The sequence below is a fragment of the Pelotomaculum propionicicum genome, from assembly GCF_004369225.1.
Classification (GTDB): Bacteria; Bacillota; Desulfotomaculia; order Desulfotomaculales; family Pelotomaculaceae; genus Pelotomaculum_B; species Pelotomaculum_B propionicicum.
Genome location: NZ_QFFZ01000016.1, coordinates 39,857 through 54,194, shown reverse-complemented (window position 1 = coordinate 54,194; position 14,338 = coordinate 39,857). Strand labels below are relative to the sequence as shown.

Here is a 14,338-nt window from a genome sequence, read left to right as displayed (position 1 = left end):
AAAGTCTTCTCCCAACTATTTCAACTTACTCAAGCTTCAATAAGTAAAACCTGCCTCTTTCATCTCTTTCATTAGTAACTCCATAGAGTTTTGTCTGACAGATTATATGGGCTCTGCTCCAATACTGACCGGGTGTTTAGTTATACTTTCATCAAAAATAGACAATCCTGTAAAACTTTTTGTTGGTGAACGAAGCCGAAAATCAATAATCATTTTTATTAAACCTCCAAAATCTCAAGGGTAGTCTCTTATTTAAAAACTGCCCTCCTTTCTTATCTCAATTACCATTGTGATTAATTTCATATACGCAAAACGCTTGCCAGTAAGATTTTTGCAACAATTACTCACTGTAATAAACTTAAAAAGATCTATTTTGAGTTGAATTTTCAAAGATTCTTTACTATATTAGGACTCAAACGCAATTTATTACCCTAAGTGATTTAGGGTGTTACAGGGTATTTCTAAAGCTGTTTTGTGAAAAAATGTTGCAATCCTGTCGTGATTGGTTTCGTATATTCTTTAGAACTAGGCTTTACCGCCAAAACACAATTGCAACAACAGTTGCAGAAAAGCAACACATCACGCGGGGAAGGAATCATTACTACCAGGTATTTCCTCAAAAACTATTGAACTTTTGGCTTCTAAAGAAAAACAGCTTTCATGCCGCGAGGTATGAAAGCTGTTTTTGTCTACAGTCTGAGCTGCAGCTAAAGATAGAGCAATAAACCATTTGTAAAATCCAATTCTTATTTGAACAACTTCAAGAATACTACTCTAAGCCAAGAAGCTTAGCTGCATTATGATAAAAAACTTTTGGCAAGACATCTGGCTTAATACCATTATTTAGATACTCATTTACACAAACCTCTAAACTATAACCCGGGTATACGGTAGCAAAAATAATTTTATCTTGTAATATGTTGTTTGCTGCCGTTACATAACTCTGATAGCCAGGATGGAATGATGTTAAATAACAATCGGGTGATAAGTAAACATTGGGGCGCTGATATGCTACGTGGCAAATCTCAACTGTGTATGGCCAACCGCCATGCGTAAGCACTATTTTTAAATTGGGAAAATCTTTAGCCACTCTATCAATGAAAATCGGGTTATATAATTCTAATGCTTCGCAATATAATCCACCAAAAGTAATGGTTAGAATAATATTTTCCGCTTCGCATTTTTCGTAAATTGGGTATAAAATTTTATCATCTGCTGGCACTGGTTTTTTTACAAAATATTGCCCAGGCTCAATTATCGCACATTTAGCCCGTCCTTGGACGATGAGATCATCAATATCCTTTATTGGGTCCTCAGCATAAGGGTCAATATGAGCCATACAGATAAATCGTCCTGGATAAGCGTCTAATAGTTTACCAATATCACCTTGATCTTGACCTTTTCGGAAAGGTACCATACCTATTTCTACACCACATTCATCCATTTCCTTTATTAGTAAATCCATTGAAAATTGTCTTGCTGATTCGGGATATGTTGGAGCAGCACTAAAAGTAGGATCTCCGAATATTTTATTTGCCTTAAATGAACCAAAAGGTGGTCTTAAACGCCAATCAATTATTTTATAATCTGCCAAAATAAGTCCCTCCCAAAATACTTATTAGAACTTTTTGTTAATTTCATATATGCAAAACGCTTGCCAGTAAGATTTTTGCAACAATTACTCACTGTAATAAACTTAAAAAGATCCATTTTGAGTTGAATTTAAAGCTTCTTTACTATATCAGGACTCAAACGCAATTTATTACCCTAAGTGATTTAGGGTGTTACAGGGTATTTCTAAAGCTGTTTTGTGAAAAAAATGTTGCAATCCTGTCGTGATTGGTTTCGTATATTCTTTAGAACTAGGCTTTGCTGCCGAAACACAATTGCAACAACAGTTGCAGAAAAGCAACACCAATTTGTATCTGTGTGCTATTAGAGCTTTGCATAATCCTTTTGCATGTTAACCTTAGCTCATTTAATTATAATTCTACCTGGCATACTTATTGCGTAATCGTTTTTAATACTAAAATCTTTTCGACTAAAAATGCAATCAAAGGAATGACAATGTAATGAAAGGGGATTTTGCATGAATAACTACAAAGATCTTTTTAGCCCTGGACGGATAGGGAATATGTGGGTTAAAAACCGTATCGTAATGCCTCCAATGGCCAGTTGCTTTGGCAGTGCTACAGGTGAAGTGACTGAAACAATGGTTGCTTACTACAGAGAAAGGGCCAAAGGCGGGGCGGGTTTAATTATAATTGAAAACATTCAAGTTGATTTTCCAAATGGTAAAAAAATAGCAACACAGATATCCTGTGATGACGATCGATTTTTACCCGGTTTAAATGAACTGGCTGAAGCCTGCCAACAACACGGTGCCAGAGTTTTTGCCCAAATTCATCACGCGGGGAAGGAATCTATAGTACCTGTTGGACCGTCGGACATCCCATCTCTAGATTCAGGCGCTAAACCAAGAGTATTAACTTTGGAAGAAATTGAAGATATTATTGAGAAGTTCTCGCAAGCTGCTCTTCGCATAAAACGGGCGGGCTTTGACGGGGTCGAACTTCATGCAGCCCACGGCTATCTTTTGAACCAATTCCTTTCCCCTGTTTCTAATACCAGAAAGGACAGGTTTGGTGGCGTTATAGAAAAGAGAGCAACTATTGTTGTAGAGATTATAAAAAAAATTAAAACTCTTTGTGGTACAAGTTTTCCAATAAGTGTGCGTTTTAGTGCTGAAGAATTTGTAAATGGTGGTAATACATTAACTGAGGGTAAAGAACTAGCTTTAATTTTTCAAAAGGCTGGAGCGGATGCGCTTCACATAAGCTCCGGTATTGTTGAATCCAGGGTTAAAATAATTGAGCCTGCCAGTTATGAAGAGGGTTGGCGGACATACTTAGCCAGGGAGATTAAAGAGGTGGTGAATATACCGGTTATTACTGTCGGCCAGATCCGTAATCCCGTTTTTGCGAATAACATTATTTCAGAAAAATGGGCGGATTTTGTTGCCCTTGGCAGACAACTTATTTGTGACCCATATTATCCCGAGAAAGTAAGAAGGGGCAGAGAGAAAGATATTATACCCTGTCTTAGCTGCAATAACGGTTGCATTGGCAGGACAGCATTGGGTCGTAGAATGCGCTGTATATTAAACCCGGTAACCGGCCATGAGAGAGATTATGCTACACTGATACCTGCTGCCAGAAGCAAGACAGTCATGATAGTTGGCGGAGGCCCTGGAGGCATGGAGGCAGCAAGAGTGGCCGCATTGAGAGGACACAACGTAACGCTTTACGAAAAGACAGGTGTACTGGGCGGCCAGTTGAACATGGCCAAGCTTCCGCCTCACAAAGGAAAAATCGAGGACGCACGCCGCTGGTTCATAACACAAATTCAAAAAGCCGGTGTCAAAGTTAACTTTTACACCGAGGTAACACCTACTTTAATTAGAAATGTCGATCCGGATGTAGTTGTTATTGCCACAGGAGGAAAACCAATTATTCCCGACATACCCGGTATAGAAAATGCTATACCGGCGATCGATATATTAACCGGCAAAAAGCAAGCAGGAAACGAGGCTGTTATAATTGGCGGAGGAATGGTTGGGTGTGAAACAGCACTTTACCTGGCGGAAAAAGGTGTTAAAAATATTACCGTGTTTGAACAACTTCCAGAACTAGCCTCGACAGTAGAGCCAATAACGAGGATTGACCTTCTTGAAAAAATGGCTAAAGCAGGGATTAAATCTTACACCTACACACGCGTATGCGAAATAACAAAAAGTAATATAATGATTGAAGCCAATGGGGAGAAAAAAGAGATTCCTGCAGATACCGTTATTTTTGCCGTAGGAACCAGGCCTGTAGAAGTACTGGCTGACCAAGTCAGTGAATTTGGCAAAGAATATTACCTTGTAGGCGACTGTAGGGACGATTATAAACAAACACAAATCATGGATGCGGTGCATGACGGCGGTAGGGTCGGCAGGCTAATCTAGCATAATTGAACTTCGGAAAAGCCGCAGAAATTACTGCGGCTTTTGTGATCTACCCCGGTTGAATTCATGACTATTATAATTGATATTATATTTTTTAATTTTTCTTGTTATAGTTACATGGTTAACTTTTAGCACATCAGCAGCTTTACGGCTGCTTTTATAGTGCTCCATAGCTAACGCAATCACTCTTTTTTCAGCTTGTTCTACAGCATCCTTAAGTGGCATTATTCCGTTTTCTTGTAAACCAATACTTGTTTTTATAATATTGTTTGGCAGGTAATCCACCCCAATAATATCATATGGACAGAGAACAATTAGGCTTTCTACAACGTTTTCTAATTCCCTTATATTCCCAGGCCAGTTATAATTTGTTAATATGTTCAATAATCCTGGTGCTAAACTCTTTTTGCAGTTATATTTTGAATTAAACTTATTTAGAAAGAAAACAATTAGCGGAGGAATATCATCAATACGTTCCCTCAGAGGTGGAATCACTATTTGAACCACATTTAATCGATAGAAGAGATCATCGCGAAATGTACCCAAGCTTACCATTTCTTCAAGGTTTTTGTTGGTAGCAGCTATGATCCGGACATCCAAATGGATCTGTTTTTTACCGCCTATACGCATAATTTCACGTTCTTGAATAGCTCGTAAAATTTTTACTTGCATAATTAATGGTAAGTCACCAATTTCATCAAGAAACAGGGTTCCACCGTTAGCAATCTCAAACAAACCAATTTTTTGTTGTTTAGCATCAGTGAATGAACCTTTTTCAAATCCAAATAATTCAGATTCAATAAGATTCTCAGGAATAGCACCGCAGTTAACTACGATAAAAGGGTCTTTATTTCTGTTGCTGGTCTTATGAATCGTTTTAGAGATAACTTCTTTCCCAACACCTGATTCGCCCAAAATCAAGACATTACATTCCGCCCTTGCAATGCGGTAGACAATATTTATTATTTGTTTCATTTGGCTGCTGCAAGCAATTAAGTTGCTTGTATTTTTGAGTATTTGTTCTTGTCGTAATTCTTCCAGTTCAGTCTCATATTTATGGGATAAGGCTAAATTTTCCTCAAGCTTTTTGTTTATCTCAAATATTTCCGTTACATCACGAACGTTAGTTACTACCCTCCACACAAGACCATTGGAGTCAAATATCGGACGTGCCGTTAAGAGAAACCTTTTACCAATGCGACTTTTAGTTTCTTTGGTAACGACTTTCCCTGTTTTGATAGCACTAATAGCTGCAGAATCACTAAAATAACCAGCATTTATTAAGTCAAGTACATTTTTACCAATAAGCTCTTTGGGCTCAATGTCATAAAACTTACCACAAGCTTCGTTAACATAAAGCGTATTTCCCTTGCCGTCACAGATCCAGATTCCATCCATGGAACTTTCCAACAAGCTTTCTAGATCAATAACAATATTGCTTGATGATATTTTTTGTTCTTGTTTCATATATTGCACCCCAGAGCAACATTTTGCTTAAGTATCATTAAATCCTATCACGACTCCTATAAGTAAATACACTCCTTGGCGTTGTGAACCAGTAATTATTGAGCCTCGGACTGGATCCACTTTTTCTCGGTTGACTTGGCCAGGCTAGCAATCAGGCGGTCGATATCCCCATACTGCACGCCCCATGTTCAAGAGGACTTTTTGACGCATCTTATCATTCTCGCGAACGGATTCAACAACCTGTATGTAGGTTCTTTTAGAACCACCTTTGTTTTTAAATGTTTTAGTTCTCGTATACATGGCACCCATGTTATACTATATTAGCTTGATTTAAGGAATATGGTACTTACTAACTTAGAAGCATGCTTTTGAAAATTTCAGAAAAATTACCTTAATTTTACTAGTTTGTGGGTTTGGAGGGAGTAATAACCGCCTCAAAGTTTCAAACTTGAGTTTAAGTTAGAGAAAATCTTTACTGGAACGTTAAAAAGTGAATTACTATAAATAAAAGATGTATAATATATATATATTATACATCCTCCCATCTTGCAATACAAAATATCTTCCTAAACAATGTTTTAACATCACTACATGAAAACAAAAATAACTTATAGTTATTCAAGCTATTTTACAAATATATATTTACCTGTTGGTTTTTATTCTTGACTGGAAGTAGTGGCCGGCATAAACAGCCGCCAGAGGATTGTGCCCCGTGACCCGGTCTTTGACCGCCAGTACTGTAATAGGTGCGTCAGAGTATTTGATAAAGATACTGTCATGACCCACACACAATCCAAGCAGTACGTTCAAGTCCGTTTTTTCCTTATTTAAAAGCAGAGCCTGGACCACCGGGTTGCACATGGGTTCAAACTGACCCGGGCGGACTTTTTCCTCCTCCTTCAGGCCCAGCTCTTCTTTGGGTCTGGCGCCTGTTTTGCACATCACAGAAGCCACTTCAAACCCATTTTCTTTAAATATTTGGGATACCGCCCGGGCTTCCTGGCGCAGTCCGACGCAGAAGGCCAGACCGAGTTTGCTAAAGCCGGACATCCGTGCAAACTCCATAATCTCACGGACCCTCGGCCACACGTTGTAGCCGCCCGACTCCACCCTGGCCGAATTGCAGGCCAGCATCCCCTCCGACTTCTGGTAGATTAACGAAGCCTGGTCATATAGTTCGCTGTGTTTTTGTATGGGACAGTTTTTGGGCAGCTTACTCAGTTCCCCCATCCGGCAGGAATAAACACCACACTCAGCGCAACTCAGCAAAGTTGCTCCCCCCCCTTAACATCTTTCAAAAACATTTGATTTAATAATTCCAGAAACAAATCCTTCTCTAAAGGTTTATGATTGTTTAGAAGCCTGTGATCTTCTAAAATCACCCAGCCTTTTTTTATTGTATACAGGAGATTATAAGTGCGCTCACCATTAGTCATTTCAACCAGGCCTATGGGGCCGATAGCGAACCTTTTTACCGGACAAATTTCCACATGGAAGTTTTCTTCCGTAATAATCAAGCTGGGAGCAAAATACCTGCCAAGTAGTTCTTCATCTCTCCGTACCGGTGACTCAATAACAACCGGGACAATACTCTGAAGGGGATCTGCTTCCCATATTTTGATCTGCTCAACTGTCCACTGCTTAAGCTGTTTCATTAATTCTAAAAGAGCCGCAATCCAGTCTTCTTTTAAATTTTGCTTGACCATTACTTGAGGTTCGCTGCCATGCCCAGGCATCTGAATCACTCCATTTTCTTTTGATTATGGATAGGCTGATTTTTTGTTGATTGGTGACTGTGGCTTGCACCTTATGGACATTGTTTCTTAAATATTATAGGGTACGGCAGCGGCACCAATCAAGCAGTTTTGAATATATTTTTGAATTGAATACTTAGTTATTTTGACATGACCTGGTGTTGAGTGTATTATAATTATGAAACGATGTACATATAACTGGAGGGATGGTTTTGCCTGGCAAGATTATTTCCATTAATATCGCCGCACGAAAAGGAATTGAAAAAGACAGTGTTGGGGAAGCCATGGTTATTGAAAATTGGGGGTTGGAAGGTGATGCTCACGCCGGCAACTGGGACAGGCAGGTCAGTGTCTTCCCCGTCGAAGCCTTGGATAAGGTCGCGAGCCATAAAATAGACGAAGTTTTAAACGGCGGCTACACTGAGAACTTTACTATATCAGGCATACCACTGGAGGAGTTGGTTGTAGGCAAATCATTAATCTTAGGTGACGCAGAGATTATTATAACACACATTGGCAAAGATGAATTTAAAGAGCACGGCAGGCCTTATGCTGTAAGCCGTGAAGGCCGGTTTGGAAGGGTCGTTAAAGGCGGCAAGGTAAAAACAGGTGATGAGGTAAGGATTAAACCCTGAAAATTTAAATGAATTTGGAGTGGTAATGATGGAAGAAGCTGTTGAAAAGGAGTATATCTTAAACATGCACGGTAATTACAGCGAAACTGTGATTGATCATGCCAGGAACCCACGTAATGTAGGGAATATCCCGAATTGTGACGGTTTTGGCCAGTGTTCCGGTGAATGCGGTGATACAATCGGCATCTGGCTGAGTGTTAAAAACGAAAGAATAACCAGGGCCACTTTCTGGACAGACGGGTGTGGGGCAACTATAGCTTGTGGCAGTATGATAACTGAACTGGTTACAGGCCGACCGGTCGCAGAGGCCAAAAAAATTAACCGGGATACCCTTTTGCATGCTCTGGGAGGGTTGCCCGAAGATCATGTCCATTGCGCCGCCCTGGCGGCCGATACTCTGGCCGAGGCACTGCAAGATTACCATGAGTTGGCCAGGTTTCCCTGGAAAAAAGCTTATATGAAATAAGACTGCATATTAATCTCTGATTTTCATTATAAATAAGCGCTGCCTAATTGGTGGCGCTTATTTGTTTTGAGTCATAGGATACTGAAAGGTCATTCTTCATTAGGATTAATTTTACATTATCACGGGGAGAACGTCATGGAAAAAGAGGAATTTGTCCGGTTATGCCAGAGTCTTTCGTGCAATAACAATCATGAACTTACCAGGGCTATCCTGCCGGTTGTTGGTGAGTACCTGGCCCTGCCGAACAAAAGCAAGCTGCCCGTTATCTGGATTGAAACCAACGACAGCGGCGACAACAACATTGCTTTTATGAATACCACCTACCCCTACCTGGATCAGGTCTTTGCAGAGATGATCGACTTGCTTTACAGCAACACCTTTATGGCCGCCCAGGGCAGCGACGCCCTCAGCATCCTGGAACAGGCCTCATTAATGTACAAAAGCAAGTTTGTCCTGGTGGTGGAAGGGGCTGTCCCGGTCAAAGACAACGGGCTGTATAACATTATAGCAATAACAGAAAAAGGCGCCATAACGGCCCTTGAGGCAATAAGACAGCTGGAGGCTGCCGCAGGGCACGTTGTCGCCATCGGCACCTGCGCCAGCTTCGGCGGCCCGTCCGCGGCCAGGCCCAACCTTACAGGCAGTGCCGGGGTCAGGGATGTGCTGAAAAGGGAGATTATTAATGTAAGCGGCTGTCCTGTCAACCCTGACTGGTTCGTGGGCACCCTGGCCCACCTGCTCATGTACGGGAGGCCGGAGCTTGACAGCCTGGGCCGGCCGGTGCTGTTCTACGGCTTTACAGTGCACCGCCACTGCCAGCGCCGTTCCTATTTCGACAGAGATGATTTCGCGTCAAAACCGGGCGACATCGAATGCATGTTCTCACTGGGCTGTATGGGACCCCGCACGGGCGCGGACTGCCCCTACAGGCAGTGGATTAACCACGTCAACTGGCCCGTCAAGGCCAACACTCCCTGCATCGGCTGTACCAACGAGGACTTTCCGGACGGCTCCACACCGTTTTTTACCACGCTGCCTGAAAAAAGTGAAAAAGATGAAGAGAAAAAATCCACTTCCTTAAAGGAGACCTGAAATGACCAAACAGAGCATAATTTTCAGCCCGGTTACCAGACTGAGCGGACTCCTCTCCGTGGAGGCAATAATTGAAAACGGGCGGGTGGCGGAAGCTAACGCCAGCGGCACCATGTTCCGGGGCTACGAGTGGATTATGCGCGACAGGCTTGTCACTGACGCGGTCTACCTGACGCAGAGAGTATGCGGCATCTGCTCCCTGGCGCACGGCGCCGCGGCCAGTTACCTGCTGGATGAGATCTATGACAGCGAGTTGACGGAAAATGCCCAGTATTTGCGCAATATAATGTTTGCGGCAGATTTTTTGCAAAACCACATCAGGCACTTCTACCTGTTCAGCCTGCCTGACTTTGCCAGGATGCCGGACCGCCCCCCCTACCTTGGGCAGAACCTGACGGATGCCCGGCTCGGCTTTTCTGATAACGAACGCCTGGTTGGGCATTATTTTGAAGCTGTTAAAGCAGCCCAGGAAAGCCACCAACTGCTTGCCCTGTTCGGCGGCAAGGCCCCCCACCAGCACAGTTTTGTCCACGGCGGTGTTTCTGTTGCCCCGACAGCGGATAAAATCAGCCAGGCGCTGGCCTTAATCAGAAGCATCGGCGATTTTGTCAAAAGCCGCATGGTCCCCGATACTGAGCTGGTTGCCCGTGTTTACAGCGATTACTATGCCATCGGTGTTACTCCACCGCGCCTCTTGTCCTTTGGCCTGTTTAAATTTGGCAAAATGAATGAAAATAACTTGTGGCGGGGCGGTGTGGTGTCAGATGGCCGGTATACCCTGCCGCAGGCGCAGCTGATTAATGAGGATATCACCAATTCCTGGTATGTATCCGGACAGGAGAAAGGTGAAAAAGGTGAAGATTACCTGCCTGATCCTTACAAGCCGCATGCTTATACCTGGATTAAATCGGTGAACTATACGGGACTCCCTTACCAGGTAGGCCCGCTGGCCCGCATGATCATCAACGGTTTTTACAGCGGCGGCACCTCAACCATGGACAGGATTTACGCCCGCACCCTGGAAACCCTGCTGCTCACTGAGTTGGTGCTGGGATGGCTCAATAAAATCAAACCCGGCCCCCCGCCCATCAACCAGAAAAAAACGCCGGTAAAAAATGAGGCCACCGCCACAACCGACGCCATGCGCGGTGCCCTGCTCCACAGCGCAAAGATTCAGGATGAAAAAGTGGTCCGTTATAATATAATCACACCGACCGTCTGGAATTTTGCTCCCAAGGATAAGAACGGCAACCGCGGCCCCGTTGAAAGTGCGCTGGTTGGCACCGGTATCCCCAGGTCCGACATGCTGTTTACCATCCTGGGCCGGACCATCCGTTCTTTTGACCCGTGTATATCCTGCGCCACTCATATCCTTGATTTAAAAAAGAATGTTGAATATGAAGAAGTTTTTTGAATGCCATTACCAGATTCACATCCGAATCAAAACAGTTGGAGGTTGATAATTCTGAGTGCATTAAATGTTTACGCTACGAGGATGAGTGCCGGTTCAAGGCTACTCACCTGAAAAGTTTCGCAAGGTCCGGGGAAAAACCATGGTTTCTAAAAAAGAAAAAACACATTAAAAAACATGAACGGTTACCAGTAAAGCAAGCAGAATAACAACCAAACAGTGGGTCCTGACAAACGGTTTATGACGTGATGCTTTTAAAGCTATGGCCACCACAGCCGCAAGAGCCGTCCAGGCCAAGACACCGGACAGAATGTTGCCGTTAACGTGCACCCCCGCTCCCCTGCCCCAATGTCTCCCGGAACTCAGGGCAAAAAAACCATGTAAGGTTAAGGCTGCCAGGCTGGCCAGGGCTATGGCATGGTGATTTTGTGATAACAATTTAATAGATGCTCCGTTTAGGCGTATGCGGCGCGTGAAAAATGGCACAAGAGTCCCTAAAAAAAGCAAAAAGCCGATCCAGCCGAGAAATTCCACCATCAATGCTATCCACCTCCAATGGCAATTTTACATCATTATATGTATAGAAAAAAGCCGGTATTAACCGGCTTTTTCCCTTAATTTGCACCTGTACCACTGCTGCAGGGGCCAATGCACTGACCGCTGCAATTACCCTGGCCTTGCCCCAACCCTTTGCCCATTCCGGCGCCCTTGCCGCCGGCTCTAAAGCCCTGGCCGCCATTGTTGTTGGGACCGACTGTAGTCCGGTTGATGTTTTCCTGCACCCGCTCGGTCATAAATTGCTTGTGCTGGTCGGCCTGCTCCTGGGTGATCCTGCCGTCTGTGACCAGTTGGTCAATCTGTGCTGTGCGCTGGGCAAGCATATAATCGAGCAATTGTTGTTCACTAATACCTTTTTCAGCCGCAATCTGCACCAGCGACTGGCCGGCCTGACGGGCCGCTCTCAAATCATCCTGGCTGATCCCCAAAAACTCCGCCACATTTGCTCCCATACCACCCATATTTCTGCCGCCAATATGCAGTCCGTAACCGCCCCTTTTGCCTTGTCCGGCCTGGCCGTTGGACTGGTTTCCCACCGCGGATGCCTTCGCCGCCGGGATGCCCACCAGCAGAACCCCGCCCAGCAAGGCCACGGCGACTGCCGCCGCCAACCAATTCTTGATTTTCATAAACCAGCAACCTCCTTTTTTTTATCTGAATGTAGCATACCAATAAATTTTTAAAATCATTTTTAGAAAATGTTAAGAAAATGTCAAGATTCATTCCTGATTAAAAAAATGTTTAAAATAATGATACAATGTGTGATAAGAAATACGGTAATACAATTTCGGGGTGGAACCGTGCCTAAAAAAATACTTGTGGTGGACGACGAAGAAAAGATCCGGGACCTGCTTAAAAACTATTTGGAGAACGAAGGCTTTGAAGTTGTCCAGGCGGCGGACGGCCTGACCGCTCTGGCCTTAGTGCAGTCGGAGAAGCCGAACCTGGTCGTGCTGGACTGGCTGCTGCCGGGCAAAAACGGCCTGGAAGTATGCAGGGAAATCCGGCAGAAAAGCAGCATCCCGGTAATTATGCTGACTGCCAAAACAGAAGAGATCGACAAGCTCCTGGGGCTGGAAATAGGCGCGGACGACTATGTTACCAAACCTTTCAGCCTGAGAGAACTTACCGCGCGGATCAGGGTTGTTTTGCGGCGCAGCGAGCCGGGTGAGGAAAGAAAAGAGGAACTGATCAAGGTTGGCGACCTGGAAATTGATTTAAGCCGCCATGAAGTTTTTTTAAAGGGCAAGAACGTTCCTCTGACACCCACTGAATTTAAGATTCTGAATTTGCTTTTGAGCAGCCGGGGGCGGGTTTTCAGCCGCCTGCAGCTGCTTGACGCCGCCCTGGGTTTCGCTTACGAGGGCTATGAGCGGTCAATTGACACGCACATAAGCAACTTGCGCAAAAAGATTGAGGCGGACCCGGCCAACCCCGTTTATATCATCACGGTATACGGCACCGGCTATCGTTTTGGAGGTTAATCTAAAAGGCAGGGGTGTTGAACTTGAAACTTGCAGCCAAGATATCTATTTCAATGGTACTGCTGGCCCTGCTGGCGACTCTGATCGTGTCTCTGCTGTCCGGGATTGCCATCCGCAACTCGTTCGACAACTATATCGACAAGAACCTCTCTTACCGTTTAGAACTATATGGTGAGCTTCTCACCAGCTACTACCAGGATAACAACAACTGGACAGATGTACAGTCTGTCTTTGACACCCAGTCTAAAGGCAGGGGCATGAGCACAGGTTATGGCCGTATGAACCAGGGCTTGCGCGGAACGGGCCACAGGATGGGGCCCGGCATGGGCCTTATGATGGGATCAAACACGGGTGACTTTCTTTTGACAGACTTGAACGGGAAGATCATAGCGGCTTCAGACAGTACTTATATAGGAAAACAGGCGCCTGATTCCGCAGTCAAATATAGCCTGCCCCTAAAAGTCAACGGTGACCCGGTCGGCACATTGATCATGCTGAGCAACCAGCGTGGTGAATGGGAGAGCGAGTTCGTGAGCAGCGTTACCAGGGCCACTTTATGGGCCGCGGTTGTCGCTGTCGCCATAGCCCTGATCTTCGGCGTTATTATATCCAGGCACTTGAGCAGTCCTATTGCCATGCTCACTGTCGCGGCCAAGCGCCTGGCCGGGCGTGAACTGGGCTACAGGGCTGCAGTTTCAACGGGTGACGAAATCGGCGAGTTGGCCTCTTCCTTTAATGATATGGCGGAAAGCCTGGAGCGAAATGAAAAGCTCAGGAGGAACCTGGTCGCGGATACCGCTCATGAGCTGAGGACTCCACTGTCGATTTTAAGGGGCAACCTGGAGTCTATGCAGGAGGAAGTTATAACAGTCTCTCCCGAGACAATTATTTCAATGCACGATGAGGTCCTGCGCATCAACAGGCTGGTAAACGAACTGCAGGAGATCAGCCTGGCGGACGCCGGGGAACTGCGTTTAAACCGCCGTCAGGTCCGGGTGGAGGAATTAGTGGAAAAAGTGGCCATGCTTTCTGCCAGCGAGGCCAGGCAGAAGGACATCAGTTTCTCGGCGGATATTCCGGCAGGCTTGCCTGATTTGGATGTTGATCCCGACCGGATTGTGCAGGTCCTGTTAAATATTCTGGCAAACGCGCTTCGCTACACCAGGCCTGGCGGTATGATCACATTGTCAGCTGTCCCGGGCATTGATGAAATAGTTTTTTCCGTAAAAGATACGGGAGACGGGATTGAGGCCGGTGAACTGGCTAATGTTTTTGAGCGGTACTACCGTTCCGACCGGTCGCGCTCACGCTCGGGCGGCGGCGCCGGCCTCGGGCTGGCTATTGCCAAAAGCCTGGTTGAAGCCCACGGGGGCAGGATCTGGGCGGAAAGCAAGGTTAACGAGGGAAGCAGTTTTTCCTTTACCGTCCCGGTTTACAAAAGACAGCCCGGATAAATTGCCGG

Annotated in this window: 13 protein-coding genes and 1 pseudogene; 7 read left to right on the top strand and 7 right to left on the bottom strand. The window is 44.9% G+C overall.

What is annotated here, in order from left to right; all coding sequences use genetic code 11:
• Positions 1-769: 769 nt before the first annotated feature.
• Complete coding sequence (locus tag Pmgp_RS09015; protein ID WP_134213655.1) at positions 770-1,594, bottom strand: amidohydrolase family protein; 825 nt, start codon at positions 1,592-1,594, stop codon at positions 770-772.
• 495 nt (positions 1,595-2,089) lie between these two features.
• On the opposite strand from Pmgp_RS09015, the gene Pmgp_RS09010 reads away from it, so the two are divergent.
• Entirely contained in the window at positions 2,090-4,009 is a 1,920-nt protein-coding gene (locus Pmgp_RS09010; RefSeq protein ID WP_134213654.1) for an oxidoreductase, read from the top strand.
• A gap of 30 nt (positions 4,010-4,039) precedes the next feature.
• Here the strand turns inward: Pmgp_RS09010 and Pmgp_RS09005 are convergent, their stop codons facing one another.
• The 4 genes and pseudogenes from Pmgp_RS09005 to Pmgp_RS08995 form a co-directional block, all read right to left on the bottom strand.
• The gene (locus Pmgp_RS09005) at positions 4,040-5,476 is read right to left on the bottom strand and encodes a sigma-54 interaction domain-containing protein (protein ID WP_134213653.1); all 1,437 of its coding nucleotides are present in this window, start codon (positions 5,474-5,476) and stop codon (positions 4,040-4,042) included.
• A gap of 98 nt (positions 5,477-5,574) precedes the next feature.
• A pseudogene (locus tag Pmgp_RS20860) lies at positions 5,575-5,776 on the bottom strand (IS1634 family transposase); the annotation flags it as partial.
• Positions 5,777-6,118: 342 nt separating this feature from the next.
• The gene (locus tag Pmgp_RS09000) at positions 6,119-6,745 is read right to left on the bottom strand and encodes a DUF1847 domain-containing protein (RefSeq protein ID WP_134213652.1); all 627 of its coding nucleotides are present in this window, start codon (positions 6,743-6,745) and stop codon (positions 6,119-6,121) included.
• Positions 6,739-7,212 (bottom strand): hypothetical protein, encoded by a 474-nt coding sequence (locus tag Pmgp_RS08995; RefSeq protein ID WP_134213651.1) that lies wholly within the window; start codon positions 7,210-7,212, stop codon positions 6,739-6,741. The genes Pmgp_RS09000 and Pmgp_RS08995 overlap by 7 nt, the downstream gene beginning before the upstream one ends.
• Before the next feature lie 230 nt (positions 7,213-7,442).
• Between Pmgp_RS08995 and Pmgp_RS08990 the strand changes: the two genes are divergently transcribed.
• The 4 genes from Pmgp_RS08990 (at position 7,443) to Pmgp_RS08975 (ending at position 10,837) form a co-directional block, all read left to right on the top strand.
• Entirely contained in the window at positions 7,443-7,865 is a 423-nt protein-coding gene (locus tag Pmgp_RS08990) for an MOSC domain-containing protein (protein ID WP_243119786.1), read from the top strand.
• Between the two features lie 25 nt (positions 7,866-7,890).
• On the top strand, positions 7,891-8,331 hold the full coding sequence (locus Pmgp_RS08985) for an iron-sulfur cluster assembly scaffold protein (protein WP_345789140.1): 441 nt from the start codon (positions 7,891-7,893) through the stop codon (positions 8,329-8,331).
• Between the two features lie 135 nt (positions 8,332-8,466).
• On the top strand, positions 8,467-9,423 hold the full coding sequence (locus Pmgp_RS08980; RefSeq protein WP_134213648.1) for a hydrogenase small subunit: 957 nt from the start codon (positions 8,467-8,469) through the stop codon (positions 9,421-9,423).
• Position 9,424: 1 nt separating this feature from the next.
• A complete protein-coding gene (locus Pmgp_RS08975) occupies positions 9,425-10,837 on the top strand; it encodes a nickel-dependent hydrogenase large subunit (protein ID WP_134213647.1) in 1,413 nt (470 codons plus the stop codon).
• Between the two features lie 165 nt (positions 10,838-11,002).
• Here the strand turns inward: Pmgp_RS08975 and Pmgp_RS08970 are convergent, their stop codons facing one another.
• Positions 11,003-11,374, bottom strand: coding sequence for a hypothetical protein (locus tag Pmgp_RS08970; protein ID WP_134213646.1), 372 nt, complete (start codon positions 11,372-11,374; stop codon positions 11,003-11,005).
• 74 nt (positions 11,375-11,448) lie between these two features.
• Positions 11,449-12,021 (bottom strand): hypothetical protein, encoded by a 573-nt coding sequence (locus Pmgp_RS08965; RefSeq protein ID WP_134213645.1) that lies wholly within the window; start codon positions 12,019-12,021, stop codon positions 11,449-11,451.
• Positions 12,022-12,192: 171 nt separating this feature from the next.
• On the opposite strand from Pmgp_RS08965, the gene Pmgp_RS08960 reads away from it, so the two are divergent.
• Complete coding sequence (locus Pmgp_RS08960; RefSeq protein WP_134213644.1) at positions 12,193-12,876, top strand: response regulator; 684 nt, start codon at positions 12,193-12,195, stop codon at positions 12,874-12,876.
• Positions 12,877-12,899: 23 nt separating this feature from the next.
• A complete protein-coding gene (locus tag Pmgp_RS08955; RefSeq protein ID WP_153189199.1) occupies positions 12,900-14,330 on the top strand; it encodes a sensor histidine kinase in 1,431 nt (476 codons plus the stop codon).
• The last annotated feature ends 8 nt before the right edge of the window (positions 14,331-14,338 follow it).